Genomic DNA, 26672 nt, shown 5'->3' with positions numbered 1-26672 from the left:
CTGAGCCTTAGTCGTCCGGACCAAACGGTCGCCTTTGGTCTGGATGGCACTACGCCAGCCCTGTCGGATATGCTCCCTCCCACGCAAACCAACGATCAAGGACGACGCATGCGCAAGCTCTTCCAGATTTGGCTCACCCTCACCATCTTCTCGATGGGCATCTACATCCCCTTCTACCTGTTCACCAACAACGCGTTGAACGCTGTAGAAGAGGTCACCCCCGAAGACCTGATTCCGTTCACAGGCTACCGAGGGCAAGACGATGAACGCATCGGCCGGGCCCTGCGATCCACCGGGATCGACACCTCAATGGAGCTCGAGGATGCACTGGAGAACAACAAGCTGCTCTCCAATGTAGAGATCCGGTATTCGCAGGACCCAGTGGCCATCAAGACTTCGATGGCCACTGGTCTGGCCGTAGTGGAGGCTGTCGCAGACGCTGGCGATGGCCTGCAGCTGAAGCTCATCTTCACTGTGATTCCGAAGCGCTTCCTCAAGTCCTGGGCGATGGTGAACGGCGTGCTTGGCATGCAGATCACCGACGGCAAGCACACCTACGACATGCTGGAAAACCTGCAGGACCAAGTTCACCTGTACGCGCTTTTCGAGAAGTCTGGTCAGGCTGGCCCGGAGTCAGTACAGAAGATGAAAGGTCTCTTCAATGCGTACCTGGCTGCTGCGGAGGAGCGTGAACGCGCTAAGCAGCGTGACATCGCCGGCGTCGCCCCGAAGCCTGTCGCTGATCCGTACGCCAACAGCGATTTCATGGGCTCGGGCTCCAAAACTCCTGACGAGCAAGCAAAAGAGCGCAGCGGCGCTGCCATCTCGACTGAAGAGTACCTGCGAGGGCACGACGAGCAATTCAACAAGGCCGAGGCTGACGCCCTGGCTCAAGCCGAGGCATACCACGCAGCCCAACAGAACGGTGCCCAGCCCCAATCCGCAGCTCCGCAACAGCCAAGTTCCGGATTGCCCTCCGATGACCAGGCTGTTGGCGATGGCCACACCGCTGGCCCGGCCATCCGGCCAGCTCAGCTCACCCGGGCAGGCAACTACGGTCCAGACAAGATCGTGATCTTTCAATGGGAAGGCCAGCCGGCCTACTGCGCTGACGAGGGTGACGACGGCGTGAACTGTCATGGCGATGGTTCGGCCTTCATAGGTGCTGGTACCCATGAGGACTACATGGACAAGGGCAGCTCAATCTGCATCGCCGGCGAGCCGGGGTGCCAGTTGCCGCAATACTTCCCGGCAGACATCCGGGGATGAATGACGGGGGCCTCGGCCCCCGTTCCATTTCCAGGGTGCGCCGGCCGCCCTATCATCCAAAACACAGATTCAGGAGTGAAACCTTGCGCAACAGCATTTTCGGATTGGTCATCGCCGTCGCCTGGCCGCTACTTGTTGTCTGGGGGGGTATCCAAGTCGCCCAATCCCTCCAGGTCTACGAAAAAGCCCAAGTGATGGTCCTTGACAAGGAAGCCTGTGTTGCCCTGCAGCTCCCGTTCGATGATGGATGCCGCGTGGAGGGTCGACTGGAGGCCAATCTCGACCACAGCTGGTGGCTGCAGCCCAACGGCTCCGGGTCCGTGTATATCCGCTTGCCTGCGGGCGCCTTCCCGTTCTCCTACAGCCCCGACGATTACCGCCTTACCGGCGGCAAGCCTGCAGCTGTTGCGTTGTTGGGCGTGACTGCGATCCTGGCCCTCTTTGGCCCATTCTTCACCTGGCGCGGTCGCAAGAAGTCCGCGCCGGCGCAGTAGCCGTTATGAGCAAGCTCCCCGGCTTGAACCCGGGCAAGGGACTGAGCAACGACCTCAGGGCCTTTCAGGTAGTGAAGAGTGTCGGGTGCCTGAAGGACGGAATACATGCCGTTGGATGCCTTCTGGAGGCTCACTTCGACCAGGTCCTGAAGCAGTGCAGAGCCGGGGACTGGGGAGCAATGACCAACCTCTGCACGCTCGCCAGTAATGCGACAGAGGTCAGCCTGCTGAGGCGCTACTTCATCCTGTTCCTGCCGGTGACGTTCAAAGATGATGGCAAGTTTGGTCGTGACAATGCGCCATACGACGAAGAGCGCGCGCGGCGGCTGCTGATCAGCCCAACCGTATACAAGCGGCTCGAGGCCACGAAGCTCATCATCACCCTGGACACCCTAGAGCGTATCCAGCAGGCCATCGAACCCGTGGCCGCGGACTGGCGGGCCTATCTGCTGGACTACCTGAAATGGCCCCGCACCGACGCGCCGGTTGGCCTGGGCGCTCTGTTCGACGCTGAGTGGGTCACCGCCGGCATGTTGGCGCATCACGGGTACCACGTAGGGCAAAGCGGAGCCCCGCTGCACACTCGGCTGCGGATACTGGACCAGCTCCTGATATCAGACCTGAACGAAACCCCCTTCTCTGCAACCTATCTTCGCGAGTGGGGTGCTCCAGGCGGCCTGGTGCGGCTTCTGAAGATGGCCAACACCATCGCCGCGCTGTGCCGGAACGCCAAGCGCAAGCCCGGGAACTTCGGGGCTGCAATTGACGACTGGGAATCGGATTTGAAGCATCTGCACGACACGCACTTCGTCCAGTACCTGAAGCAGTCGTTGGGGACCTGGCCTACGACCTGACGTCTGCTGGTGGCACCGCACCAGCCGAGGACAATGCCTCCATGCCCACAAATCAGGAGCGTCCCATGAGCATCGCCCCGCGCCGGCTGGTATGGCTGGACCTTGAGTCGACTGGCTTCACCGAGTTGCATCGCAAGATGGTGTACCAGCACCGCATCCTCGAGCTTGGCGTGGTGATCACCGATGAGCGCTTTGACGTGCTGGCGCAGCTCTGTGTGGTAGTCCACCACGATCTGGAAGTGATCCTGCCCCTCTGCGATGAGGTGGTACGTCGGATGCACACTAGCAACGGGCTGTTCGCCGACGTCGCGGCGTCCAAGATCGATCTTGCCGAGGCCCAGCAGCAGATCCTGTCCTTCCTGGCGGAGCACGGAGTGTTGGCCAAGGCCTCTCCCCTATGCGGAAGCGGTATCCAGTTCGACCGCATGTTCCTTGAAGCCCAGCTACCGGACTTGAACGCTCACCTTCACTACCGAAATCTCGATATCAGCGCAGTGAAGGAATTCCTCAAGACAATCAGCTCCGAGTTCGAGCCGGTGAAGCGGAAAAGCCACCGAGCGTTGGATGACATCCTGGAATCGGTAGCGGAAGCCCGCACCTACCGCGACCTGCTCGCGCCGCTCCTCGCAGGATGATCCCGCACTGATGGTCCGCCACCGCGGAATTGGTGTTCGGATGAAAAATCCCTACACCAACCCGCGCAGGCGGTAGCCTTTCTGCCGCTCACGTTTGCCGATCCATCAGGAGGGAATGAGAAAGCCGCCATGAGGCGGCTTTCGGGAGCAGCAGGATGAGCCACGGGATCACTTCTTCGTCCGATCGACCGGCACCACGCCGCCAATGTGGAGTGAGATTGCAACGAAGACAATGAAGGCCGGGAATGCAGCGTACGGCAACCACGGCAGCGAGCTAAGACTTGCTGTGACCAAGGTGTAGAGTTTGAGCAGCAAGCTGAGGAAAAGGGCTGCGCCAGTCACGAGCAGAATGTACTTTGTGTGGGACATCGTGAGGGGTCCTCAGGGGGTGAAGTCCGGGTCGATAACCCACGTTCCGCCTTTACCAGCAACAGCTATGGGCCTGGTTCGCAAAGCATAGATTGCGAGCCGGACGGTGAGTTTACCCGTGACAAGGTGCCATGCAACGCTGAGTGCATATCGCAGCCCATGACATGTGTATTTCTTACTCGGTAACGGCTCGGCACTGTCAAGCGGGCGACCAGCCGTACCTTCAGGGCGCCTGTTGGCTGCTGAAGGGGTTGCCATGCGGTTTACTCCAAGTTGATCAGTGTTGGGGGCAGAGCTTCGGGACTGATCGTCTGCAGCTCATGCATATACCAAACCGAGCATACCGCACGCCCCACGCTGGCCCAGCCGAATGCGCCCGGCTGGAATCCCAAAAGCGGGCATTTCAAGAAATCAGGGGTTGTGTGCGTGGAGGCTAGCGGGCACATGACTGGAGTGACGTTTTCGGTTGGATGGTTCTGGCACGCATTAGAGCGGGAGATGATGGCCTCATCGAAACCGAACTACTCCACAGAAGGAAGCCTCCATGCAATTCACCCCCGCATACTTCACCGCCAAGCAAGTCATCGCCGCCAACCTGGTAGCAAATGGCTGGGCAGCAGCCAGCCAACAGGACATGGAAATTTGCTGCGTGGTGGCCCGTCTGGAGGTTGAAACCATCGTCGGCACCAAGACCGCATCGCTGAGCCTGGAACCGCGCTCGTCCGGCTTCCAGCTGGTAGGCAACTACATCAGCGAGGGTGACAACGTCCTCAGCACCGACTGGCTGAACGTGCCGGAGGGCATGACCAGTGAGCAGATCGCGGAGAAAATCCCGGCCTTCTTGGCCGCGGTCAACAAGAGCATCGACCAGAGCTACGCCCGCCGCCTGTTCCTGCGCTGACCACAGCGCGCTCCACGAAGGCCCGCCACCGCGCGGGCCTTCTGCATTTCCGGCCCCTACGTTTGGGGGTGAAAGAGTGTGATCGCAGGAGACATTGGCCCACCAAAAAATCATCCGGCGCCGGTTCTGGCACGCGTCGGTCACCCCGAAACTGACCACATCAACCGAACAGGAGCGACACCGCCATGACCACCAAGACCATCGCCAGCAACATGATCTCCGATATCGCCATGACCGCCCTGGCTGGCTGCAACTCCCTGCGCAGCATTCACGACACTGCCAAAAAGATGATCACCAGCGGCCAGATGGGCCTGGACCTGGAGCCGAAGCGCAACAATGCCTTCGAAATGCCCTGCGGCCTCCTGGTGTGCAACATCGACGAAGCCATCCGCAGCGAGTTCGACCAAGAGGCGGTGCGTGGTTTCGCCGACTCCTACGCCGCCGGCGATTACGTCGAGCCGATGGGTGTCGTCGCTGAGAACGGCAAGCTGCGCGTGGTGACCGGCTTCACCCGCTACGCAGGTCTGACCCTGGCAATCTCTGAAGGCGCCGATATCAAGCGCGTGTGGGTCAACCAGGTTGAAGGTGGCCGCGCCAGCGAACTCGTGCGCCAGCTGGTAAGCAACCAACAGGTACAGGTCTCTCCGCTTGACCTCGCCAACACCTACCGCGAGCTGATCGAAGATCACGGCTTCACAGTGGCGGGCGTAGCCAAGGCAATCCGCCGCAAAGAACCCCACGTGCGCAAGATGTTGGACCTCCTCAAGGTCGCTCCGGAGGTGCAAGAGATGGTCGCCAATGGGCAGGCTTCGGTGACTACCGCCCTCAACGCTGAGCGCCACTGCAAGGCCACAGGCCAGGACACCGTCGTGCACATGCAGGAGCAACTCGCCCAAGCGCAGCGCAACGGTTCCGACAAGATCACCCCGAAGACCCTCGCCGCGCCGTCTGCTCTGTACGGCCGCAAGGACATCAGCGTCGCTGCCCCGGTTCTGGCACAGCTGGCCGATCAGCTGGAGAAGGCTCTGCCGTTCATGGCTAGCGCTCCGGAGAGCGTGAAGCTGGAACTGACCCTGACCAGCGCTGACCTGGATCTCCCGGAACTGGCAAAGGCTCTGGCCAACCTGCGCGCCGTGTTCAAATCGTCCCAGGGCGACACTGCGCCAGCAGTTAAAGTTGGCTGATCAAGCGCCAGCACGAGACAACCGCCCCCAGAGGACTGGGGGCGCTATTCAGACTCCATCCCCTCAGAAAGGAATCCACTTATGGCCCAGGCCTCAAAAGTCCATGCCTACAGCTTTGATCCGGAGCGAGCGATGCCGGTGGCCATCGCCAAGGCTTATCACACCTGGGGCCTGCGTGGCACCAAGTGCGGATACATGCGAAAAGTCACCTTGAATAACGATGAGGTGACCTGTAAACACTGCCTGCGAATTATCGCTAATGCCGGAGACCGGAAATGAACCTACCCATCACCCTCCCTGAAGGTTGGTCGGCCGAAGCTGATGAATCCTTTGGGGTGATCATCACCGCTGTCGGCCAGGGCGGGCACAAAGGCTTCGTTACCGTCAGTGAGACTCTCCGCGGCTACGAGCTGGGCATGGCAAGGGTCAGGCAGCGCAAGCACTACTCTGGTCGATACTGGCGGAAAGAACTGTACGAAGAGGCCGTCGCCGCCCTCCAGGCCGCATTGAGCTAGTAACCCCTCCCCACTCCAGGAGCCACCGTTGTGGCAGAACAGCCGAAGGCGTCCGAACTTCCCGTGGGGCAGCTCCCCGATAATGACCTCCCCATCATCGGTGTGGCCATGATCAAGGGGGACGTAATGGTCGCCCTGCCCAGGCCCAACAGACACACTCACTGCATCCAGTACGGTCACGAGGTCCTTGGCCTGGATCTGCCCATTGGGAGCGCCGGGGTAGCGCAGGGCTTCTACCTGGCCGACGGTACCTACTTGAACCGGCGCGAAGCATTCCTCCACGCCCAGCGCATCGGTCAGCCCATGTCTTCGGAGGCGAACAAATACCTCTTCAGTGAGGATGTTTGGGATTCGCCCTCCCGTGCAGACGATGAGCGCCAGCTTCAGGCGCTGAAGCATGTCCTCGAAGCTCTGGAGAACCGCCTGGCGCATGTCGAGGCTGGAAATGAAGCTGCTGTGCCCCTTACCTTCAAGGAACAGGTACGGGAGCTTGCTGGACCTGGAGCAGACGAGCGCCAGCTTGATCTTGCAATCAATGCACTGTCAGCACTCTTCCAGAATCACGACCTCCGCTCGCGATAGCACCAGGTTGGAATTCGCGGCCGGGGTTTTGACTTGAAACCCTCGCTTGACGCAATCAGCCTCAGCTCCCATCGAACGCATTGGGTGCTACATGTTGGACTTCATCAAATTCCTACTCTCGACGGATGGAGCGTGGTGGAACCTTGGGCTGAACGGGGGGGCGATGGTCCTGGCTGTTCTGACGTTCCGGCAGGCGAAACGCATCCGGCCAAGCTGGGAAATTGGGTACCTGGCCTTCAGCTGGACCGGCTTGGCGCTCGCATTTTTCGTAGTCGTCTGGTTGCTGATCTCGTTCCGCTTGCAGTTGGGCATCCTGCTGTCATGACAACTTTGTAAACCCCGGCGCTCTCTCGCCCGGTGGTGGCACTGGTGACATGCCCTGATCCTGAGTCCAGAAAATCACGGACCAGGACTCACCCCATGAGCAACGACATCACCCAGATCGACCTCGGCCAGTATCCGACGCCCGCCTGGGCTGCAGCAGCAATCGTCCGGAAAAACTTCAGCCACCTCACCGGTACCGACTTCGTGGTAGAACCGACCTGTGGGCCTGGCCGGTTCCTCCAGGCAATCCCGGCTCATGTCCCTGCAATGGGGATTGAGATCGACCCGAGCCTGGCCCAGCAAGCACGCGAGCTGACTGGCCGGAGAGTGGTCACCGGCGACTTCTTCGACATCGAGGTCGAGGAGCGGCCCACTCTGGTCCTGGGCAACCCACCCTTCCAGACCAAGTTCATCGAGCGCCTGCTCGATCGCGTGCACGGCATGCTGATGGATAACGGCCAAGTGGGCTTCGTTCTGCCCTGTTACTTCCTGCAGACCGCGGCGCGCGTGTGCCGCTACAACGAGCTTTGGGCCATTCAGCAGGAAATGCTGCCTCGGAACCTCTACGACGGGCTCAAGTACCCCCTGGCATTCGTGACCTTCACCAAGGACCAGCAGCGGCTGATGGTCGGCCTTAGCCTCTATCACGAGCTGGCGTACCTGCAGAGCCTGCCCAAGGACATCCACGAGGCAATGAAGCAGGGCCCGTCGACCTGGCGCGCCATCGTCGCTGATGCGCTTGACCTGTTCGACGGTGAGGCGTCCCTGGAGCAGATCTACTCCTACGTCGCAGATCGCCGCCCTACCGAAAATCCGAACTGGAAGGCCCAGGTGCGCAAGGTGTGCCAGATGACAGCCCGCCGCACCGCCCCCGGCCGCTACGCCAAGCCGGAGCAGCTCGACATGCTGGCAGCGTGAGGATTGGTGATGACCAAGGTTTCCCAGGACAAGCTGCAGGCGATGATTGCCCAGTTCCAGGCCGGAGAGGTGATCGCTGACCACCTCCCCTTCACATTCCCATCAGGATTCGAGCTCAGGACGGTGCGGCCGCGATGCAGCTGCTGCCAGAGCGAGATCCGAAATCAGGACTTCAGGGGAAGCTGGAACCAGGTGCTGCCCAACGTAGTGATGATTGATGGCCACGGGGTATGCCACCACTGCCGCACCATCAGTGCCTTTCTCTTCCGGGTGCGCGCTGAACCGCACCTGGTGCTCGAAACGTATCTGGGTCAAGGCCAGTGGAATCGCAGCACCGGCCAGATCGGAATCTTGGGAAGGATCAAGCGCCAGCTCAAACTACTGTTCAACAGGCGCTGACCTGGGCATCAGCCCAGATTGTTCCCTACTTGGTTCTGGCACGCCCCCTCTACCTCTACGCTGGGCTCCATCGAATAAAGGAGTCCACTATGACCATCACAACTGATCCCTTGGTAAATGCCAAAGTCGGCGTTCTCGAGACTCTGGACCTCTACCTCCAAGTAATACACGACTTCGCCGATGAAGACGCATTCGAGCGCTGGTGGTTCAAGAATGGAGACGAGGACCTCGGCCTGACCAGCGAGCAGGTGGTCCAGATTTTCCGCGAACTCAAGGTACAGGTTTACACCTTCAAGAGCTGTCTCGCGGAATACCGCCGCATCCTTACCGGCAATCCGGACAAGGCCCTGCGCCTGGACGACTACCACTACGCCTACCTCACCGATAACGGCGATCTTATCGGCCTGGGGCTCAGTCGCGACGGAACCATTGCCGAGGCCGAGCCCTTCGACTTCGACGGCGACGCATTCAACAGCTGCATCGGCGGTTGGATGGGCGAGAACTACCTCGACACCCTCAGCCACATCAGCGCCGCAGTGCTCGTCGACGTCCCCTGCAAGTTCTGACCGATCACCCAGCCCCCGGGATCGTAGGGGGCTGGTTTGGTTGGTACCCAAAATTCAGCGGCGAGAAAATCATCCTCAGCGCTAACCGGGTCGCACGTGGCACCGCAGCGCCCACCCCCAATCAAGTGGAGCCAACATGTCGTTCATCCCGTCACCTTCGAAAGCCGGGGCCCAGGCCGTGGCAACACCGCGTTCGCAGGCCTCTGGCCTAGCAATCAACGGATACGAACTCCGCAATGCACTGGAGTTTCTGGCCCCGGGCTGCACTCCGGAGCAGTTGCCCCACCGTCTGGTGATCGAGCTGCACGACGCCAAGCAGGAATTTCGCTGCACGGAGTCCGGTCTGTACGCGCGCCACGAGAGACACCCCCACGATATCGCCATTTTCCTGGTCGACCATGAACCGGCTCAGCCACTGCCAACCCAGGGCATGGCCGCGTTCGATGCAGACGACGTGGATGCTGAGCCGTTCCAAGGACCAAGCCTGGTAATGAACGGCTACCAACTGCAGAACGCACTGGAGTTCCTGGCTCCAGACGGTACCCCTGACCAGCTTGAGCAGACACTGGTAATCGAGCCCCATGAGATGGACGCCGATTTTCCGGAGACGGGCCTGTACGCCTACCACGATGAGTGTCCTGAGGAAGGGGCAATCCTGTTGATGGACCACGAGGTGGCCGCTTCTGGCACGCCCGCATCGGCCTGATCATCTCCCATACGAACTCAAGCCACAGCACCTATAGAGCCGTAGAAGGAGCTCTTCATGACCAACCCTCTCACCGAATTTGCACCCGAAGCCAAAGGGACCGAATGGGACCGCGCCAAGGACTACGTCAAGGACTCCCGGCCGATTACTCAGGTGAAGAAACTCGACATCAAGGGCGCTGTAGATGTCGTTTTCTTTCGCGACGAGACCCCGCGACTGGTAGTGGCCGGCGAAACGAAAGAGGCGGTGGAGCGGGTCCTGACCAGCATCTCGGGCGACAAACTGATCATCGAGCGGGAAGGTAACGTGATCATTGCCGGCGGCGGGAACATCAATGTCTCTGGCAACGGCAACATCGTGGTTGGCCGAGACATCCACGTCGGCGGGATTCACATCCAATTCAACGGGCCTAAGGGCTCCATCAATGTCGGAGGCAACTCCACCAGTGCAGGTCGCGTTCTGGTGGCTATCAGCCTGCCGATTGCGCCCCAGGTCCGAGTCAAAGGCAGCGGCGACATCAGCCTGTATGGCCTGCAGCAGGAAGAGTTCGAGGTCAGCGTCAAGGGCTCGGGAGACGTGACTGTGCAAGGCACCGTCCACAACCTGGAAGTCGACATCGCCGGCTCTGGCGATGTCGATGCGCGTGACCTAGCTGCAGCAGCGGTAGACCTCAGCGTCGCAGGTTCTGGCGACATCAAAGCATCCGCCAGCCAATCAGCACGTGCGCGCGTGGCGGGCTCCGGCGACATCGTGATCTACGGCAACCCGGCACAGCGCGATCACCGTGTAGCCGGCTCCGGCAAGATCAAATTCAAGTAATCCTCGGCCAACAAGGATCAGCACCATGAACTCTCAACTTCTCGATGCTCGTGAACGTGCCAACCAATTCGCCAAGCTGCACCTGAGCGAGTGCGCGGCCGAGCTTCTTTCCTGGAAAGAGACCTCCATCCTGCTCCCTGGCGGGAAGGTGCGCCAGCTCGCGAAATTGTGTGCTGAGTACACCGGCAACGTTGCCTCCCTGGGTGTGGCTGAGTCGACGATCAACGCGGCAGCTCTGGCTGCACAAGCGATGCCGGCCAAGACGGACTTCCATCATCTCTGGGATCGCCACGGAGTTGACGGCGAATCCTACGACGTCGCTCAACAGTGGTTCGCGCTGGGTCAGCAGAGCGCTCCGCAAGCCAGTTGAGGCTGGGCTTCTGGCACAGCTAGACGAGACGAAGATGTGGTCACGCAGCACCAGACCACATCAACCTCAGTCACAGGAACCGACCAGATGAGCAACAAGCAGGAACAAGCCTCCCCCTCCCCGGAGTCTGCCACCACCCAGGCCACCCTTGCCGACCTGGAAGCTCGTCTTCACAAGGCCGAGCAGGAGCTGTCCGCAGCATTGGCGGAGATTGCGGTTCTCACCGCACCGCCGACCTACAACCTGTGCCGCTGCGGGGAGCAGCGACCTCCCGAGGTTACCCATGAGAGCAATACCCTCGGCAAATTCCTCAAGGCCGCCTGTCCGAGTTGCAAAAAGTCGGTCTCTACCTTCACCGAGCCTGGCTTGATCAGTCTCTGGAACACGTTCGCGAAGAAGCGCCGACCGGATAGCGGTGACTGCGCCGTTGGCGACCAAGTTCGCATCGCGATTTACGAGCGACTGCGCAGCACCTACATCTCCGGTTATCAGGCCGGGCAGCAAGACGCCCGAACCAAGAACAACTCGAATTACGACCCCAGCGGGGCCGCGCATGAAGGCATGGGCGTTCTCGTTGGACTCCTCCCGCGTGCCGGACTGGTTCTGGCACACCTGGATGGCGAATTTAATGGTGGTGACGGTGCATCGGAGTTTGGCGAAGACGGCCTGCTCCGAGGCGAGTCCTGCTAACCAAGCACACGCCAGGGGGCACTGACATGAGCGAAGCCGCACAAACCCTACTCCACCACGTACGAGGCTGGCGCTACGGCGGTTTTGCAGACGAGCCGGCCAGGGGCTACTCGTTCCACGCAGCCCGCGCTTGGGCCCGCGCGATCATCGCCGGGACCGAATAACCCGCGGCTCAGAGACTATCCAGCTCCGAAAGGGGCGACCCAAAGGAGAACCATGATGGAACAACTGACGTTGGACGGCCAGCCGGTCGTGAAGGCCCTGGCCCTGCGCTGTTACCTGATCAACGACACCTGTTACTACGCTGCCGGCGACGAGGCGGAAGCGCGCCAGCTGCACTGCGACATCCACGAAGTCGAAGAAGACGAAATCGACGAGTGCGTCGAAGTGGTAGGCGACCTGCTCGACAAGCCCTGGCAGGAGGAAGACAAGCCCGGCGTCTTCGTCGGCACCCTCCGTCAGTGGCTGGCCGAAGCGAAGGGGCCAACCCCTCTGGCTGACACGGAGTAAGCGATGACCACTACGGTTGAAACTAAGAACGACTATCCGTCGCTCGAGTGCCCGATCTGCGGACGCATGACCAAGCCACGCAGCTTGAACCAAAACGGTAGCGTCACCTACAGCTGCCCTCCCGACCATGAGAAACATGGCCAGCGCTACACCTGGCGCATCGCAGTGACCGGCGAACTGGTCGAGAAGTGGTGAAGCCCCTCCCCCTGCTGCAGCAGGGGGAAACCCTGGCATTACCGGAGAGCACGCAGGCGTCGGCGCATAACGGCCAAACAGCGTGCTGTCCGCTACTGCCAACACCGAAACCGAATAGGAGAACTGAACATGCCCCGCCCCAACCCCGCCATGGAAGTCGAAAAGTGGAACAGCGCCAACCAGGTAGGCGTTTCGGTGGATTACCGCTCGTTCAAGGGCGCTGAGCCGAAGCGCACCGTCACGACCACCCCGGCTCAGGTTCTGGAAGGCCACACCGCCGTTGTGTTCCTGGAAGGCATCTCCGGCTGCGTGGAAATCTCCCACTGCACCCCGGCATAACCCACAGGCCCAGGAGACGATAAATGGCCAAATTCAACGCTGAAAAGGTCCTCTGGCTGGCCAGCCTGGAGCGTCCACTCCACGTCGCACCGATGGAGGCTGCTCGGTTCAGTGATCTGGACGGAATCGTCGAGGAGCGGGTCGCCCTGGGCCATCTCGAAAAATGCGGCTCCGATGATTCCGGCGACTACTACCGCTGCACCCACGCCGGCTTGATCGATCTCTACAAGATGAAGATCGCCTGGCGGAAGAAGAACGGAAAGTCGATCGACAAGGAGATGGCCAAGCTCAACGAGCTGCAGGCCATACCCAGCTAAATCATCACCCGCGCCTGCCGGGGTCCCCGCAGCAGGCCCGTTACCCCTTCCGGGGGGTATCGGAGAGTGCCTGGCAGTGCCGGCCACTCTCCCATGCCCCCGCCCACTGCAACCTCAAGGTTGTTCAAGATGAAGCTACCCGTTTCTGCCCCGGCTATCGGCTTGGCCATCTCCGGTCTGGTGATCGCGGCCTTCTGCTCTTTCGCGCTGGTCACGCTCGCCATGACTGGCGACTTCCAGGCATTTGAACCTCCCATCCTCGACGGCACTGTGGCTTATAGCCGCGGAGTCAGTCTTGAGCAGGCCCGGCTCCGCTGGATTGCAGCCGGCGGCCTGGTGCTGGTAGTCATGGTCCTGCTGAATGTGTTCTGCCTTGCAGTCGTAAAAGATGGCCTGAATTTGCCTGAGCTGCCCGGAGATGCAGATGCTGCGTCGATGACATCCACTGCCCTTGGGATTCTGCCCATAATGATCATCTTCTCCATCTGGTTCCCGAACTGAGGGTTCGAACTGCACATGCGCTGGCAACTGATTGACGCCGTAGTCCTGGACAAACCGGTTGAGGGTGACCCCTGCAACGGATGTGGACTGTGCTGTGTCGCTCAGGTCTGCGACCTGGGCATGGCCCTGGGCGATGATCGAAACTGCCGCGCGCTGATCCAGAACGAGGATTTCACTTTCTCCTGCGGCCTGGTGGTCGACCCCTACCGGTTCCTAGCTGATAAGGACCTTGAGGCCTGGCTGGCGATCGACAGGATGAGCGGTACCAACGCCGGCGAGGAGGCTTTGAAGCAGATGAACGCCGAGGCGCTGGGTGCCGGCCGCGGCTGTGACGCCGACGACGAGGAAGCAGCGCAGATCCTAGATGAGGCGGTGGCCAACTGGCAGCTGAGTCTGCCGTTATTGATTGGTGCGGAGCAATGACAAGGATCTTCAGACTTTCACGCGCGCTGCTGGCTCAAGATCAGGTTGCCGGGCAACTGGGTGTGGGCTGGCAGCACATGCAGGTGCTACCTGTTCGATCACCTCGCGGGCTGATACCAGTGTTGGAAAGAGACGCCAAGGCGCTGCGCAATCTCGCAGTAAGACTGAGAGAGGAGGCCTTGGAGCAACACAGTTCGAGTGCAAGCAATGCAGCATGGGAGGCAATAAAGGTCGCTGACGTGGCCTTGCAGGCGCATCAACAGACAGTTGACCACTGTCCAGGGAAAGACCACCTAGCCTCGACTGTTCTAGACCTGCTTTCTGAGCTGAATAAGGTTCGCCATTATCGAAACAAGATGGACTCATTGGAGAGTGGCTTGACCGGAACCCGGTAGCCCCGTCCGCGGACACGGCCCCAAGGATGAGGCTGGGACAGCGCAAGACGCGCCCTCGCAGCGGCGGCACATCGCGCCGGCAGGTGTCAGCAGGCCACTCTCCCATGCACCCCAGCGCCAGCTGAACCTGGCGATGACTCCAGAAGGACTACAGGTACCAACATGGCACAGAGCCTCGACCAGTTTGTAGAAGAGATGAAGCAGGACCTTGAGGCTTTCGCTGCCCAGTATCGCAAATCGCATGCGGAGAACCCCGAGCACTATCCCCTGGTGCTGGGGGACGACAACGCCGGGCTTTGGCTGGAGTTCTTCACGGGATTCGTCACCGGGGATGACGTGTAGAACTATCCCCCTCATGCAAGGCCCCGCGAAGCGGGGCCTTTTGCTTTTGGGGTCAGGTCTTCATCAGACCAGTGGTTCGGTGGCCGGGGGATCGGCCAGCAACGATGGTTGGTCCTCAATCGACTCGCCCTCCGGAACCCGGAAGTGAATCCCGTCGTGTATGGCCTGGGCCTTCTTCGGGCCGATGCCCTTCACTGCGCACAGCTCCTCAACCGAGGCGTTCATTACCGCATGCACGGAGCGGAAGTGATCGAGCAATTTACGCGCGGCGACCGGGCCACAGCCGTTGAGTCCTTCCAGGGTGAACAGAGACTGGCCGACGCCGGGGGGCACTTTCCCTTTGCGTGTCGCTGGGATGTAGCCCAATCCATCTTGTTCATGCTTGGCGAGCCTGTAGATCATCGCCGCGGCTCTGCTGCTGCCCTTGTACCAAAGGACTGTCTGCTGCAGGACAACCGCGAGGTAGCTCAACGCCCCCTCCAGTGCTTCGGGCGCGATCTTGCTGCGCACCGCAAACACGTCCCCTTCGATCAGCCAGAGCTTGCGCTTGAAGTTCAGGTCCATTTTTCCGGACTGGTTGATGAAGCGCCCATCCATGACACTCACGCAAAAGTCGATCGCGGTCTTACGCTCCACCACCAGGTCAGCACTCAGGACGTAGTCGCCCACCTCCAAGTTCACGATCTCCACCTCTGCCCCCAGCTCACGCAGGGCATCTGGGATGCGCGAGGCGATTTCGCGCGCGTCGACGTAGACCTTGACCATTGCATTACCTGAATCAGTAGGCTTTGAGTCTCAATATACCGGCTACCAGCTCAACCGCCAGGCAGAGTGGCCATTCCGTTTCCCGGGGCCGAGAATGGTTGACTCGGTGGGGCTAGGGTGCAGGTCCGACAACTCAGTTAGAATCCGAATCACGCAGCCCGAACCGATCCTATGGGGCGGCTACACCCGAATGACAAATCAAGGACGAGGATTGGAAAATGAAACGACTACCTGAAGGGGTGCGCAGAGTCTGCATCATCCTGGGGATAGTGGTAGCCGCATGCTGGGTGCTTTGGGTTGCCATCGAAACAGATGGTTTCGTGCGCATTAAATCTGGTGGATGGGTCATCGTGGCCGCCATTGCCCTCGTCACCTACTTTGTCCCCTCTACGCTGTACCGGATCTATACGTGGGTGCGGGACGGCTTCGCGATCGACAAGGCAACGAAGTGACTGCGGGCTCCACCCCGCAAGCTCGAACACATTTCAGAGACAAGGAAGGAATCTGATGGGACAAGCCAAGAACCGCGGCACCCTGGAAGAACGTGTAGCCCAGTCCATCGCTGCGAAGCACAAAGCGGCCGCAGAGTTGGGCCTGGTAGAGCGGACTCTTGATGACATCCGGGACGAGCTCGGTATACCGCCTGGCTCGCCTTTCCTGGGGTTCCTCGTACACCAGCCAGACACCGATGAGTTTCTAGTCGACTGCAGCGAAGGCGCTGACGTAATTACGAGGTCCTGGTCCCAAAACCCAGGTATGGCTCAGCGCTTCGGCTACTACATCGATGCCCATCGGATGGCCCGGGAAGGGCGTGACATTGTCGTGGGCCTTTTCGAGTCCGAATCTCAGTATCTGGTGGCTGAAGTCGTCTAACGCCCATCGGCGCCCTGGTTGATACCGGATATTCGGACCTCAGAATCCGCGCAACCTTTTAGCCAGAAGACCAGATGACCTGGTTCTGGCACACCCGATCGGATCTGATCATGGGTGCATCTCAACGAACTTGGATGCACGCATGAAATCCTTGGCTCTTCAGGGGAACCTTCTCAACTTCTACGTCGCGCTGGCGCTGGGCAACTTCAGTGAAGATCCGGACTGGGCACCCTTCGACTTCTGGGAAGGCGAAATCCGCTATCGCGGCAAGTCTTTCAGCCCGCTCACCCGGCTCAATGACATCTGGCCGGAGGTCATCCGCCTGCGCCTCTCAACTCAGGATGCCGGAAACGGCTACTGGCTTGTGACCCTGCCGAAAAAGTCTGCAATCCGTCAGGCCTTCACCGACGCCGTGGTGACCTACCCGACTTTCTGCGTTGCTGATCCCCTTCACGGCTACTGCCTGGCTGTCGTCTGGAGTGTCTTCGGAGAGGACGTCCCGGACGTATTCGAATCCACCTGGGCCGGCCACGTTCCGCTCGAACTCTACAACGTGCCGTTCGATACGCCGGTGGACTTCGACGGCGCCGTCAAGGAATACCAGTTCGCCCAAGCTGCCAAGCTGATCGACAAGCCCGCTCAGAGTCCTGAGTTCCAGCAGTGCATCGAATCGGCCTGCAAGGTGCTGGGCATTAAGCTGCACGGAGTGCGGGTGCAAACCGCCGTCAAGCGAGCGGCAATTCAGGTGAACACCCCTTCCAACGCAAGCACTCTGGCTAAAGCTCTCCTTGCCGCCGGCTACAAAGCCGAGGCCTGCACTCACAACGGCATCCACGAAGTCCTCATCTGAGCCTGCAGCGCCGTCCGCCAAAACAGCGGCCGGCGCTCCGCCCGCTTCACCTCCGCACTTAAAGCCTGAAAACCAACCAGCTTCAGACGAAAAATACACCCTGGGCCTGGTGGTGGCACGCACGGTACGGCTCGAACATGGCCACATCAGAAACGAGCACTTGCCAGGAGAATCCCATGAGTGCCAAGCCTTCTCACCTCGAACAGCTCACCGCCCTCGGTTATCGCCTGCTCACCGGCAACATGCGCTTCGTTGCCGCTATGTCGTCTGGGCACTCGGTCTATGCCCAGGATCAGGTTGGAGCCCTGGTGAAGATCAGTTGCAACCGGGGCGACGTGTCCGTCACTCCGGTCCCGGAAGGCCATAAGCTGGCCGCGCCGGCGTTCCAAGTCCACCGTACCCTATAACCCGGAGCCTGCCCTATGTCGTTCAACCGGAAAAACATTATCTGGCAGTCCAAAGACGGCACATGGAACCGCGCCTTCTACGAATTCTGGGAGGTCGATACTGACGATGATGACTTCGACCCGGAGTGGGATGTGGAATACGGTAAGGACTTCAACTGGGTCTCCACCGGTCACCTGACACTCGAAGCAGCGGAAGAGAGTTGGAAAGGGGCCAATCCAGGCGGTTGGGATGAGTACCACTACTCCCCCGCGGATGCAGCTGCATGCGATGAGTTTGACCAGAAAGCACAGGCGTTCCAGGCATCCCGTAGGCGATAATCCGGGCCTGGCATGGCCCATCAAGGAGAAAGGCATGCACATCAGCATTTTCCACTCGATTAAGGCCCCTCTGGTGGGCCAGCGCTTCGCGTACGGGACGCTCGCCGAGGACTACCAGGGCAACGATGTCGTGGCCAAAGTGGCGTTCTTGAACGCCACCGCCCAAATTGGTGGCATGGCCACGATCAACATCAACCACGGCGAGATGCCCAGCTCCGACGACATCCTGAAGGTCTTCACCAGTCGCAAATTCACTCCCATAGACAACGAGGTCATCCTCGCTGATCTGGATCGAGCCCTGAAGCAGGAAAGCAGTCGGCGAGCCGAGGACATTGCGAAGCTGTATGTTCGCCAGCTCGCCGGCGAGCTTCTGTCCTGGCGCAGGACCGGCCTGCTCGCAGCCGGGAGCGAGCTAGAACGGCTGGCGCTCACCTGTGCCGAGTACACCACTGCTGGCGACCACTTTCAGGAAGCTGAGCGCCTGGTCACCACTGCAGCTCTGCAGTTTGCCCAAGCAGCGCTGTGATTCACTATGAGGCTGACATTCACAAGGACGGATGAAGAGGACTGACTGGATGGCCCGAAAACCTCAGAAAGCACGCCGCATTGAAGTGTGCAGCGGTGCAGCTGATATCACTTGCGTTTCCGCCGAGGACTTCGAAGCGAGCGTTGAGGCCTGTTCTTCGGCCTTGGAAGCCTTCAAGCGGATCGACCCGACTTTGGCCTTCAAGGACTGGGAGGAAGGCCCCACCGGCTACAGCATCGAACGAGCGCTTGCCGACGCCGCCCGCCGCTGCCGTGTGGTCAGCGAACGTGAGCAGGATGGTTCCTCTCGGCGTACCGCCCGCTTGAGTGTGTTCCGTGCCGGCCAGGAAGATCTGCAGTGCATCCCTCTGGTTGCGTACGAGAAAACACTGAAGGCCTGCGCGGCCGCGGCCAAGATCCTGGGTCGCCTTGACCCACAATTCAGCTTCAAAGACTGGGCCGACTCCAACGGCACCAGCATCGAGCGCAAGCTGGCAGCAGCTGCTCGGAAGTGCAAAGACATCACCGACGCCGAGGCCACCTAGAGGCATGATGGGTGCCAGTGCAGCTCTTGCGGATACCTGGCATCAGCGCTGGTGGCACACTCCACCGGGCATTCAAATCCTCTGACGGCCATTCAAGGTCGAAACCAACTCCAGATTGAGGACCACAGCATGGACACCATCGGCCCTAACGGAATGACAATCCCCGCCGCCCTGATGGACGAGTGCAAGAAGCTAATTGAGGCCGGGCAGTCGATTGAGGCCATCCGGAAGTATCGCGCGGAGACTGGGTGTGGCCTGCAGGTAGCACGCCGGGCTCTCGGTTTGGGGGTCTGACTGCAATGAGAGTACAGCCCAAGACCGTGCTGGGGAGTCACCCCACCAGCCTGCCGCCTCCTACCGATGCCGAGATCGAGGGGATGAAAGCCACGGGCTTCCTGCTCGAAGCGAAGCGCTTCCCTTGCGGTCGAGTCGCTGGAGTCATGAAGTTCATGTTCACCTACGCGATCATTGCTGACCTCACCTGCCAGAGCTATTCCCGGCGCTGGTGCTACAGCGACCGAATGGCCACCTTCTGCGCCCTGGAGGACTGGGAGGATTACGAAACCCGCCCCGAAGGTTGGCACCGAGAAGCACACTCCGGGGAGCGCCGGCAGAAGGACGGCACCACAGAGTGGTATTGACCGACGACTGATGGTGGCACGCACCAACGTGTCGTCAAATCTTCCCACGGCCATTCAGGGTCGAATCCATTTATGACCACACGGGAAGACGACGATGACTATGGTTGAAGTGCAAACCGATGCCTTGATTGGCCCGGCACTGGACTGGGTGATAGCCACGATTGAAGAGCTACCGATTCGGTACGATCCGATGGGGTTCGGCAACAATGCGAACGGAGGCTATTGGGTCTGGGATGATTCACCGGGTGGGCAGATGGCCAAGATTGGCGTTCAATACAGCCCCTCGACTAACTGGAGCCAGCTTGGCCCGCTCATTGAGAAGCGATCCGTTGTGTTGGGCAATCACGAATCTGGAGACGCGAGCGGTCAACCCGAGTTCTGGGGAAGTGCACATTGCTTCGATTCGGGGACGAGCTTTCAGACTTACAAGGGCATCAAAGTTGCTGCCTGCCGCGCAATCGTCGCGAAAGAGTTGGGCCAGGTCGTTCAGGTCCCGCAGTTGCTAGCGTCGTAACCAAAACTGAGAACGGGCTTTCGACGGCGGAAGCCCCTCGCCGGCTGGCATGCTAGGGAGTACCCTCCCCGCTTCTCATCCAAGGATCGGACATGAAACGGCGATCAGACTTCAACCAAACAGAATTCCTCGCTCAGCCTGACATCGAGCAATTCGTCACCTGGCTGATCAAGACTCTCCCCACCATTCAGGCGCACCTGATTTTTCGGCGGAGCCCCTTCGTCCCTCAGCAAATTGACGAGAGCGTCCAAGGGATTGAAGCGGTCACGGCGAAGTACCAATGGAAAGGGGATTGGGCAACAGTCTCCGCCCTGCTCAAAGGGTACCGAGCTGATCTTCGCGCTGCAGTTCAAGCCGGGAATGACCTGAAAACACTGGAAGTCTGCTCCGCGATTCTTGATTGGGGCGGTGTCCCTGCCTCGAAAGATTTCCTAGAAGGCCTGCAACGCCAAAACCAACTGGTGGATTACCTCACGGTACGTGCTGCGCTGCTGAACCCTGCCGGCCCCCAGAGGCTCAGGGAGCTGAGCAAGACTGTCTTCTACAAGTTCAACTCCGGCATGACGAAGGTGCACGCCTTGCTTTGCGCGGATGGTTCCCCGATCTATGACGGCCGTGTCGGTGCAGCGATCGCGATGCTCTACCACCTCTACAGGGCTAGTCCCGAAGGGCAGGGCGTCGGCACTGCAAACCACCGGTGCTTCGCTTGGGGGCCAGGCCTGGACGATGCGAATGCAGAGCACCTACGGCAGATCCGCAATCCTGCGCTGCTCAGCATGGGCTACAAGGGAACGCCCCAGCTGAGCTATCAAAGCCCACATCTCTGGGCCCAGCGCCAGCTGATCCTCGGCTGGATCATTCGGGCCGTGCTTCAGAAAACAAACTGGTACGGCGGACCGGATCTGGACATTGGCGAACGGTGCCACGCATTCGAAGCTGGTCTGTTCGTTCTTGGATACGATTTGCGCTGCCTTCTGCCCAATGGATGGCGGGACATTCCCGACCCGAAGCGGCGGGCCTCCGCACGTAATCAAGCCGCCGCGGCAACAGAGCCCCCCGTTTTGGGCCGATGTTAGCCCGGCCGGTCGTTATCCTAGTCACTCCCTAAGGAGACTTGGACAATGAGCAACGACCTGGTGCTTGTTTCGCGGGAGAAAGTGAAGGAGCTGATCGGCGCAATGCGCTCAGTTAACCGCGGCCGTCAGTACGAAGTCAGGCCGCCGGTTGATGATGAGCCCTGCTACTGGCAGCGCCGGGAGTGGGTGGAATGGGGGATCAAAGTCGCTGAGGATCTCGACGCCGACATCCAACGGCGAAACATCACTTCCAGCGGCAAGGGCAAAAGTCCGATGGCTGACGCGCAGACGGAAGCTGAGACGATGCTGACCGATTATCGGCACGCCCTCGGGGATGGTATCGGCGCGGACAGTGAGCGCTACGAGTTGGTGTGCATGCACTGGCTGATCGGGCAAAAGTATGTCGGCCTCGCATACAGCGTCGAGCTTCACCGCGCCTACCTACTCTTTGTCGATGCTGTCCGACCTCAACCGGACTACGTGCCTCTGTGGCTGCTGGATGCTGCGAAAGAACTCACTCTGCTTATGCGGACGTTGGTAGTGCCGGACCAGCCCTCAGAGCAGATCGTGGCCTGGGGAGGCATCGAGCGCGGCACTGTCATTTCGTACCGATTCAAACTGGTCGATGCTCCTACACACATCAAGTTCTAGGAATCCGTGCATGAATCCCCGAATTGTCGCCAATGCAATGTGCAAGGTCACAGATGAAGTTCTGTGGAAGCCCCGAAGAAGTTGGGCAACCAAGCACAACCCCACGGCTGATCTGGATTTTCGTGTAGGTAGCGGTAAGCACACATACCTCAAACATCGGCGTGCTACTGCCAATGACGCCAGCATGACGATTACGTACGGCAAGCAGATGGTGGTCAGCAAGTCTGACCCTGAGACGATGTGTAATTGGCTCACCTCCCGAGAACTCCATGAGCGTCGCTACTACGGCGGTGAGTTGACCCTGCTGAACATCCTCGCTCACACCGTGGCGCATGAGTTTGGCCATTTTGTCCAGGTCATTCTGGGCCGCCGCTACGATGGTTCAGTGCACAACCAGGAGTTCTACGCCATCCTCGACCGCATCCATGCCAGTGGAGAAGGCGAGAAAATCAGGGCCGCGCTTCATGATCAGTGCATGATGTTCAACATTGATCTGCGCCCAATCAGGGCAAGCCAGGAAGGCTTGAACAGGCTGTCTGGACTACTATCAACCGGCGAAAAGCCGCTGAGCATGCGCGAGATTCAAAAGGGCCAACAACTGTGGTTCCGGGAGCCTTCGCAAAAACACTTCGGCGCCGTCAAAGTTTTAGACAAGCGACGGACTCGCATCCTCATTCAGCAGGTCGCGGCGCCCCATCAAAAATGGCTGTATTACCCAGCCGGGATGTCCAAAACGCCTGGCTGATCAGCGTGTGAATTGATCAACCGGTCAGCCGGTGATTAGCTCCATCGTCGAGTCATTTCGTGCCGGCGTCCTATGGCTTTCCCGTCCATCTCTAGCCTGGAAAATCGGGCCTGAACTGAATTTGCTTCCCCTGGTTCTGGCACCGTTGTGCCGCTCAGAAGATGTGCCTCATCAACAACCAACGAGGCTCTCTTCAATGCAACTGCACAGCATCTCGAACCAAGACATCAACCTGACTGCCGACCAGCTGGAGGCTAAGTTCAGCCCGGCTGGGGGCGGTCAGCATCCCACCTTCACCCGCGAGGACTGGATCACCGCTGTAGGAGCAGACGAGACCATCTCCGGCTACTGGCAGTGGGTACACAGTGAGATCCAGTCCCTGCTCGATGACACCCTGGTTCCGGCCAGCGCCAGCATGCCGGCCGCCGTGTCTGTGCCGGAGGGCGTTCCCGGTGTGCGCCAGCTCCAGTTCATCGCTGTGATCAGCGGCACCGTCGACGTCAATGACGGCGAGCGTGGCAGCCCCCGCGTTACCGAGAGCCAGCTCGGAGCCCAACTCAGCCATGCGATCGACACGATGATCGGCAATGGCGGCATCACCGGCGACACCCCGGCGGTGGTCGACAACAAACACGTCAGCATCCAGGTTGCGGAACGCCTGCAAACCACGCACCAGACCGTTGGCATGCTTCGCGACAAGGGCTTCGCCGTTGCCATCTTCAACCCGGATGAGCTCGGTGAAGTAGCGCCCAGGACTCTCCAGAACAAGCTGGTGGAGTTCGGCGTGCAAGAGATCGACAACTTGCAGCGCTGAACCTGAATTTAGGACCTAAGACTTGAACAGGGCGCGGCTAGTCCAGGTGTTCTACTGGCCAGGCGAGCTTCCCAAGGAGATCTGATCGACCATGACTGACAAGTACCGTGACCCCCGCGATGGCGAAGAAACCTGGAGCACCGATAGTGAGGACTGGAGCGACCAGACCCTTGCGGCCGTCATCAAGGGCAATAAGCACCTGAAGGTGGGAGCAACCGTCTACCGCGGCGAGAAGTCCTATCCGGACCCGGCTGGCTTTCTCCCCGACGTAGATGACCTGCTGATGCACATGCAGGAGGAGGCCGAGGGTAGCGATTGCGGCGAGCACGTGGACGGCTATCCCGAGCCCTGCGAAGAAGCCAAAGCCGAACTGGGCGAGCTCCTGAAACCATTGCAGGAGTGGGCGCGGCGCCACTGCCCACCGGACTTCTACCTGATCGAAAAGGTCCAGGCGGTTGTCTTGACTGAAGAGCACTTCGCCCAGGTCGCGGAGCACACAGCATGACCACCATTGCACCAACCCAGTCGAAACCGAATCGCTTCGCGGCCGATTCGAGAGCGTGGTCCCCGAAAGTGCGTCAGGAAGTGGTTGAGATGCTGCAGGAGTGCCTGAGCGCTGGTACCCAATGCGAAGACGCGGACATCGATCACGAGTTCAACCATGCGATCGTGCATCTGCTCACCTTCGCCGAACGTCCGGGCGACCTGCTCGCCCACGATGCCCCGTCGAGCCTGGATCTCATCCAGCGCTTCGACCTGGTGGAAGGAGGCACTGGGGTTACGGCCGCCAGCACTGGCCAATACGTGCGCTACGAAGACGCCGTCAAGGCCGTTTACGCTGCAGAGCTGAAGCTTTCCACCTCCGACTACCGCTATGACAGCGACCGGGCATTCTGGAACCAACGCGAAGCCGAGCTGCTGGCGCTCATCGGCACGCCTTCCTCCCAGCCGATCCACCAGTGGCGCGAAGACGCTGATGAACCCTGGGAGGACTGCAGTAAAGAGGAGGCTGAGCGATCTCAAGCCAAGGGGTACGAAGCCCGTACCGTCTACTGCCTGCCGGCGGACGACTTGCGGGAGGCCGTGGCGAAAGAGAATACGGACCTCCGCCTGCAGTGTGGCGGGATGGAAATGGAGATCCGGGAGCTTCGTGACTCAGTGGCTCAACTGCAGTACCAGCTCAGCGAAACCGACTCAGAGGCCATTCAAGGTGTGGAGCCTGTGGCGAAGTGCGGTCGCGGCAATCATGCCTCGTTCTGCACTCTCACGGATTACGGCCGCCAGGTAGTGCCCGTCGGCTCCAACGCACTCTATCTCGCGTCCCAGATCAAGAATGGGGTGCTGGTGATTCCGGACAACCTGCTGAGTCATCGTCGAAGCTGGCGCGCCGCGTTTGAGCGTCTCATTGAGCTCGAGCCAGTGAGCTTGGCCCCTGATCGTGACGACCGCTCCTACTGGGAACACGAAATGCGGGCCCTGGATCGCATGTACAGCGACCTCGATCGCATCGTGGCCGAGCAGAAGAAACCTACAGCCTGAGACACCACAGCCGAGTGAGGAGTGGATGGAGTCTCAAAGCAAAAGCCCGCGTCTTGGAAGCGGGCTTTTTAATGGCTGGAAGAAAGTAAACTGAAGTGTCCGCGTCCCGACCTCAAACTACGGCTGGCCGGCTATACACTTAGAAACACAGCCCCCCGACTTCGCTTGAATACCCACACCATAGGCATAGTCTTCATCGGCTAAATGCTGGTGGCATGCTATCCCCAAGCTGACGATGTCACCTCCCAAATCCCACCACAGGAGGTGAACAGATGAGCAAGGCCGAACGCGTAGAGCATGCAAACCAACTTATCCAAGTGATCGCCCGGCACGGCCGGCGCTTCTTCTACGACCAGAAATCCGACACCACCGCCAGGCTGGAGCTGGATCACCGGGGCAAGGTGTGGTTCCACGATCACTACTCCAAAGCTCGGGTGTATACCCACCCCGCCACCTTCGGGAATGCCTGGAGAGGCTTCACTCACGGGGGCACGCTCCGACAGTTGGTCGAGGACATGCGCGACTACGTCATGACCGGCCGGCAAATCTGGATCTCCTCCCTGGGCCCGCAGCGGATCAGCGACCGTTCCAACATCTGGGGCTATGAAGAAGTCGCCATGGCCAAGGTGCGTCAGGAGGGCAGCGTGCTATCAATCATCGCTGGGAACCCTGAGGACGTCTTCAAATGACGGCCAGACCTATCACGGCAGCGTGCCCTGTTCTGCTGCAGGTAGTGGCAGACAAGCGCGCCATGCTTCAACCCCAATAATCAGGGACCGCTCACCGCCACCCAACAACGGGCCAAAAACCGCTGGCCCGTTTCCTGCTGGATTTTCAGCATCTCCAACACTCGGAGCCTCTTCACCAGGGAACGAACCCGCAATGCAAGACTTGAATCAGATCGAAAAGCTTCTCCGCTCCCGGGAACGGGTGCTCACCTTCATTGAACTTGACCAGGCGGCTCTAATGCGGACCCCGGGCCTGCATGACCTGGAATTCTCATTGGCGAGCTGGAGGCGGCAGTTGGTGGTCATCGAAACGACTTTCTCCGCACTCACTGGGATTCCGCCTGAAAAGTACCTCGAGCAGTGCTCGGTCCCCTCTGGAAGTCAGCAGCACTGAGGGTATGATTGCCGTCCCCTGTACCCTGTTCAGCCTGGCCATGACCGACCTGATTCCCGCGATCGACCTGAGCACCTTGCCGAAACGCGAGTTCCTAGAAGCTGTTGCTCAGGAAAATGCTTTCCGTATCGCCCAGGATGCTCCGTGGATCACCAACGTGGGCGAGATGGCGGCTGAGATCGGGGAACAGAAGGGAAGTCTCAAGGCAAAGTACATCCGGCTCCGCAAGCTCGGCGATCGCATTGCTAGCGCAATTGCACCCCACGCGGCTTGCCAGAAGTCCTGCAGCCACTGCTGCCACATCTCGGTTGCGATCAATGAGATCGAGGCCGACATCATTGCTGAAGCCACCGGCCGCAAGCGCGCCCCTTCACCGACGGAAGCTGCTGATGACACTGAAACGCTGGCGAAGCAGTATTTCCGCCAGCCATGCCCGTTCCTGAAGGACAGTAGTTGTTCGATCTACGCGATCCGGCCTATGGCCTGCAGGCTGCACTTCTCCATCTCTGGCACCAGCGTCATGTGCGATACCAGGGTACCGCCAGAATTTTCGGCAGCGGTGAACCTAAATCTTCAGGATTTCTGGTTCAGTTACATGGCCGAGATGCACAAAGCCGGGCTCGAGGATATCCGGTACTTCTTCCCCACCCTCTGACGGACTGAGCCACTG

Annotated in this window: 44 protein-coding genes; 42 read left to right on the top strand and 2 right to left on the bottom strand. The window is 59.9% G+C overall.

Annotation, left to right across the window (positions count from 1 at the left end; all coding sequences use genetic code 11):
• The first annotated feature begins 108 nt into the window (after positions 1-108).
• The 4 genes from ACNFIA_RS17030 (at position 109) to orn (ending at position 3252) form a co-directional block, all read left to right on the top strand.
• Complete coding sequence (locus ACNFIA_RS17030; RefSeq protein WP_416786890.1) at positions 109-1269, top strand: hypothetical protein; 1161 nt, start codon at positions 109-111, stop codon at positions 1267-1269.
• 83 nt (positions 1270-1352) lie between these two features.
• Entirely contained in the window at positions 1353-1763 is a 411-nt protein-coding gene (locus ACNFIA_RS17025) for a hypothetical protein (RefSeq protein ID WP_416786887.1), read from the top strand.
• Between the two features lie 5 nt (positions 1764-1768).
• On the top strand, positions 1769-2617 hold the full coding sequence (locus ACNFIA_RS17020) for a hypothetical protein (RefSeq protein WP_416786885.1): 849 nt from the start codon (positions 1769-1771) through the stop codon (positions 2615-2617).
• Positions 2618-2682: 65 nt separating this feature from the next.
• Entirely contained in the window at positions 2683-3252 is a 570-nt protein-coding gene (gene orn, locus ACNFIA_RS17015) for an oligoribonuclease (RefSeq protein ID WP_416786883.1), read from the top strand.
• A 168-nt stretch (positions 3253-3420) separates the two neighbouring features.
• Here the strand turns inward: orn and ACNFIA_RS17010 are convergent, their stop codons facing one another.
• Positions 3421-3621 (bottom strand): hypothetical protein, encoded by a 201-nt coding sequence (locus ACNFIA_RS17010; protein WP_416786882.1) that lies wholly within the window; start codon positions 3619-3621, stop codon positions 3421-3423.
• A 544-nt stretch (positions 3622-4165) separates the two neighbouring features.
• Between ACNFIA_RS17010 and ACNFIA_RS17005 the strand changes: the two genes are divergently transcribed.
• From ACNFIA_RS17005 to ACNFIA_RS16910, 20 genes are all read left to right on the top strand, one after another.
• Positions 4166-4522, top strand: coding sequence for a hypothetical protein (locus tag ACNFIA_RS17005; RefSeq protein ID WP_416786880.1), 357 nt, complete (start codon positions 4166-4168; stop codon positions 4520-4522).
• 185 nt (positions 4523-4707) lie between these two features.
• Positions 4708-5706, top strand: a complete 999-nt coding sequence (locus tag ACNFIA_RS17000; protein WP_416786877.1) for a ParB/RepB/Spo0J family partition protein — start codon at positions 4708-4710, stop codon at positions 5704-5706.
• Positions 5707-5787: 81 nt separating this feature from the next.
• The gene (locus ACNFIA_RS16995) at positions 5788-5985 is read left to right on the top strand and encodes a hypothetical protein (protein WP_017519990.1); all 198 of its coding nucleotides are present in this window, start codon (positions 5788-5790) and stop codon (positions 5983-5985) included.
• Positions 5982-6221: a hypothetical protein gene (locus ACNFIA_RS16990; protein ID WP_017519989.1), complete on the top strand. Its 240-nt coding sequence runs from the start codon at positions 5982-5984 to the stop codon at positions 6219-6221. Before ACNFIA_RS16995 ends, ACNFIA_RS16990 begins: the two co-directional genes overlap by 4 nt.
• Before the next feature lie 30 nt (positions 6222-6251).
• Entirely contained in the window at positions 6252-6803 is a 552-nt protein-coding gene (locus ACNFIA_RS16985) for a hypothetical protein (protein ID WP_416786874.1), read from the top strand.
• Positions 6804-6894: 91 nt separating this feature from the next.
• Complete coding sequence (locus ACNFIA_RS16980) at positions 6895-7128, top strand: hypothetical protein (RefSeq protein ID WP_416786872.1); 234 nt, start codon at positions 6895-6897, stop codon at positions 7126-7128.
• A 95-nt stretch (positions 7129-7223) separates the two neighbouring features.
• Positions 7224-8045, top strand: coding sequence for a DUF6094 domain-containing protein (locus ACNFIA_RS16975; RefSeq protein ID WP_416786870.1), 822 nt, complete (start codon positions 7224-7226; stop codon positions 8043-8045).
• Positions 8046-8054: 9 nt separating this feature from the next.
• Complete coding sequence (locus tag ACNFIA_RS16970; RefSeq protein WP_416786868.1) at positions 8055-8444, top strand: hypothetical protein; 390 nt, start codon at positions 8055-8057, stop codon at positions 8442-8444.
• A gap of 89 nt (positions 8445-8533) precedes the next feature.
• Positions 8534-9010, top strand: coding sequence for a hypothetical protein (locus tag ACNFIA_RS16965; RefSeq protein ID WP_416786866.1), 477 nt, complete (start codon positions 8534-8536; stop codon positions 9008-9010).
• Between the two features lie 136 nt (positions 9011-9146).
• The gene (locus ACNFIA_RS16960; RefSeq protein ID WP_416786864.1) at positions 9147-9716 is read left to right on the top strand and encodes a hypothetical protein; all 570 of its coding nucleotides are present in this window, start codon (positions 9147-9149) and stop codon (positions 9714-9716) included.
• A gap of 57 nt (positions 9717-9773) precedes the next feature.
• Positions 9774-10535 (top strand): GIN domain-containing protein, encoded by a 762-nt coding sequence (locus ACNFIA_RS16955; protein ID WP_416786862.1) that lies wholly within the window; start codon positions 9774-9776, stop codon positions 10533-10535.
• Between the two features lie 25 nt (positions 10536-10560).
• Complete coding sequence (locus ACNFIA_RS16950) at positions 10561-10905, top strand: hypothetical protein (RefSeq protein WP_416786859.1); 345 nt, start codon at positions 10561-10563, stop codon at positions 10903-10905.
• An 87-nt stretch (positions 10906-10992) separates the two neighbouring features.
• Entirely contained in the window at positions 10993-11595 is a 603-nt protein-coding gene (locus ACNFIA_RS16945) for a hypothetical protein (protein ID WP_416786856.1), read from the top strand.
• Positions 11596-11811: 216 nt separating this feature from the next.
• On the top strand, positions 11812-12105 hold the full coding sequence (locus ACNFIA_RS16940; RefSeq protein WP_370601901.1) for a hypothetical protein: 294 nt from the start codon (positions 11812-11814) through the stop codon (positions 12103-12105).
• Between the two features lie 3 nt (positions 12106-12108).
• Positions 12109-12300, top strand: a complete 192-nt coding sequence (locus ACNFIA_RS16935) for a hypothetical protein (protein ID WP_370601900.1) — start codon at positions 12109-12111, stop codon at positions 12298-12300.
• A gap of 129 nt (positions 12301-12429) precedes the next feature.
• The gene (locus ACNFIA_RS16930) at positions 12430-12639 is read left to right on the top strand and encodes a hypothetical protein (RefSeq protein ID WP_416786854.1); all 210 of its coding nucleotides are present in this window, start codon (positions 12430-12432) and stop codon (positions 12637-12639) included.
• Positions 12640-12662: 23 nt separating this feature from the next.
• Entirely contained in the window at positions 12663-12956 is a 294-nt protein-coding gene (locus ACNFIA_RS16925; RefSeq protein ID WP_370601898.1) for a hypothetical protein, read from the top strand.
• A 129-nt stretch (positions 12957-13085) separates the two neighbouring features.
• Positions 13086-13457, top strand: coding sequence for a hypothetical protein (locus ACNFIA_RS16920; protein WP_416786852.1), 372 nt, complete (start codon positions 13086-13088; stop codon positions 13455-13457).
• Between the two features lie 15 nt (positions 13458-13472).
• Positions 13473-13880, top strand: coding sequence for a hypothetical protein (locus tag ACNFIA_RS16915; RefSeq protein ID WP_416786850.1), 408 nt, complete (start codon positions 13473-13475; stop codon positions 13878-13880).
• Between the two features lie 557 nt (positions 13881-14437).
• Positions 14438-14617 (top strand): hypothetical protein, encoded by a 180-nt coding sequence (locus ACNFIA_RS16910; RefSeq protein ID WP_370601894.1) that lies wholly within the window; start codon positions 14438-14440, stop codon positions 14615-14617.
• Positions 14618-14680: 63 nt separating this feature from the next.
• Here ACNFIA_RS16910 and ACNFIA_RS16905 read toward each other — a convergent pair whose 3' ends face one another.
• Positions 14681-15382 carry an ERCC4 domain-containing protein gene (locus tag ACNFIA_RS16905; RefSeq protein ID WP_416786848.1) on the bottom strand — a complete coding sequence of 234 codons (702 nt, stop codon included), beginning with the start codon at positions 15380-15382 and terminating at the stop codon, positions 14681-14683.
• Positions 15383-15600: 218 nt separating this feature from the next.
• On the opposite strand from ACNFIA_RS16905, the gene ACNFIA_RS16900 reads away from it, so the two are divergent.
• The 18 genes from ACNFIA_RS16900 (at position 15601) to ACNFIA_RS16815 (ending at position 26657) form a co-directional block, all read left to right on the top strand.
• On the top strand, positions 15601-15834 hold the full coding sequence (locus ACNFIA_RS16900; RefSeq protein ID WP_370601892.1) for a hypothetical protein: 234 nt from the start codon (positions 15601-15603) through the stop codon (positions 15832-15834).
• A gap of 55 nt (positions 15835-15889) precedes the next feature.
• Positions 15890-16255 carry a hypothetical protein gene (locus ACNFIA_RS16895; RefSeq protein WP_370601891.1) on the top strand — a complete coding sequence of 122 codons (366 nt, stop codon included), beginning with the start codon at positions 15890-15892 and terminating at the stop codon, positions 16253-16255.
• A 142-nt stretch (positions 16256-16397) separates the two neighbouring features.
• Positions 16398-17105, top strand: coding sequence for a hypothetical protein (locus tag ACNFIA_RS16890; protein WP_416786844.1), 708 nt, complete (start codon positions 16398-16400; stop codon positions 17103-17105).
• Positions 17106-17281: 176 nt separating this feature from the next.
• On the top strand, positions 17282-17512 hold the full coding sequence (locus ACNFIA_RS16885) for a hypothetical protein (protein ID WP_370601889.1): 231 nt from the start codon (positions 17282-17284) through the stop codon (positions 17510-17512).
• A 15-nt stretch (positions 17513-17527) separates the two neighbouring features.
• Positions 17528-17830 (top strand): hypothetical protein, encoded by a 303-nt coding sequence (locus ACNFIA_RS16880; RefSeq protein WP_416786841.1) that lies wholly within the window; start codon positions 17528-17530, stop codon positions 17828-17830.
• Positions 17831-17864: 34 nt separating this feature from the next.
• A complete protein-coding gene (locus tag ACNFIA_RS16875) occupies positions 17865-18356 on the top strand; it encodes a hypothetical protein (RefSeq protein WP_370601887.1) in 492 nt (163 codons plus the stop codon).
• Between the two features lie 49 nt (positions 18357-18405).
• Positions 18406-18900: a hypothetical protein gene (locus tag ACNFIA_RS16870; protein ID WP_416786838.1), complete on the top strand. Its 495-nt coding sequence runs from the start codon at positions 18406-18408 to the stop codon at positions 18898-18900.
• A 299-nt stretch (positions 18901-19199) separates the two neighbouring features.
• Positions 19200-19541 (top strand): hypothetical protein, encoded by a 342-nt coding sequence (locus tag ACNFIA_RS16865; protein WP_370601884.1) that lies wholly within the window; start codon positions 19200-19202, stop codon positions 19539-19541.
• A 94-nt stretch (positions 19542-19635) separates the two neighbouring features.
• Entirely contained in the window at positions 19636-20055 is a 420-nt protein-coding gene (locus ACNFIA_RS16860) for a phage protein NinX family protein (RefSeq protein WP_370601883.1), read from the top strand.
• A gap of 92 nt (positions 20056-20147) precedes the next feature.
• Positions 20148-21131 (top strand): hypothetical protein, encoded by a 984-nt coding sequence (locus ACNFIA_RS16855; protein ID WP_416786836.1) that lies wholly within the window; start codon positions 20148-20150, stop codon positions 21129-21131.
• 45 nt (positions 21132-21176) lie between these two features.
• A complete protein-coding gene (locus ACNFIA_RS16850) occupies positions 21177-21782 on the top strand; it encodes a hypothetical protein (protein ID WP_416786833.1) in 606 nt (201 codons plus the stop codon).
• Positions 21783-21792: 10 nt separating this feature from the next.
• Positions 21793-22527 (top strand): hypothetical protein, encoded by a 735-nt coding sequence (locus ACNFIA_RS16845; RefSeq protein WP_416786831.1) that lies wholly within the window; start codon positions 21793-21795, stop codon positions 22525-22527.
• Positions 22528-22723: 196 nt separating this feature from the next.
• Complete coding sequence (locus tag ACNFIA_RS16840; RefSeq protein WP_416786828.1) at positions 22724-23341, top strand: hypothetical protein; 618 nt, start codon at positions 22724-22726, stop codon at positions 23339-23341.
• Positions 23342-23432: 91 nt separating this feature from the next.
• Positions 23433-23846, top strand: a complete 414-nt coding sequence (locus ACNFIA_RS16835; RefSeq protein WP_017519956.1) for a hypothetical protein — start codon at positions 23433-23435, stop codon at positions 23844-23846.
• Positions 23843-24880, top strand: a complete 1038-nt coding sequence (locus ACNFIA_RS16830; RefSeq protein ID WP_416786825.1) for a hypothetical protein — start codon at positions 23843-23845, stop codon at positions 24878-24880. The genes ACNFIA_RS16835 and ACNFIA_RS16830 overlap by 4 nt, the downstream gene beginning before the upstream one ends.
• Positions 24881-25152: 272 nt before the next feature.
• Positions 25153-25569 (top strand): hypothetical protein, encoded by a 417-nt coding sequence (locus ACNFIA_RS16825; protein WP_416786823.1) that lies wholly within the window; start codon positions 25153-25155, stop codon positions 25567-25569.
• 193 nt (positions 25570-25762) lie between these two features.
• Complete coding sequence (locus ACNFIA_RS16820; protein WP_017519953.1) at positions 25763-26002, top strand: hypothetical protein; 240 nt, start codon at positions 25763-25765, stop codon at positions 26000-26002.
• 40 nt (positions 26003-26042) lie between these two features.
• Positions 26043-26657 (top strand): YkgJ family cysteine cluster protein, encoded by a 615-nt coding sequence (locus tag ACNFIA_RS16815; protein WP_416786819.1) that lies wholly within the window; start codon positions 26043-26045, stop codon positions 26655-26657.
• Positions 26658-26672: the final 15 nt, after the last annotated feature.

The sequence above is a fragment of the Pseudomonas sp. NY15437 genome (genome assembly GCF_048068435.1).
Lineage (GTDB): Bacteria > Pseudomonadota > Gammaproteobacteria > Pseudomonadales > Pseudomonadaceae > Pseudomonas > Pseudomonas nitroreducens_B.
This window is presented reverse-complemented; position numbering and strand designations above follow the sequence as displayed.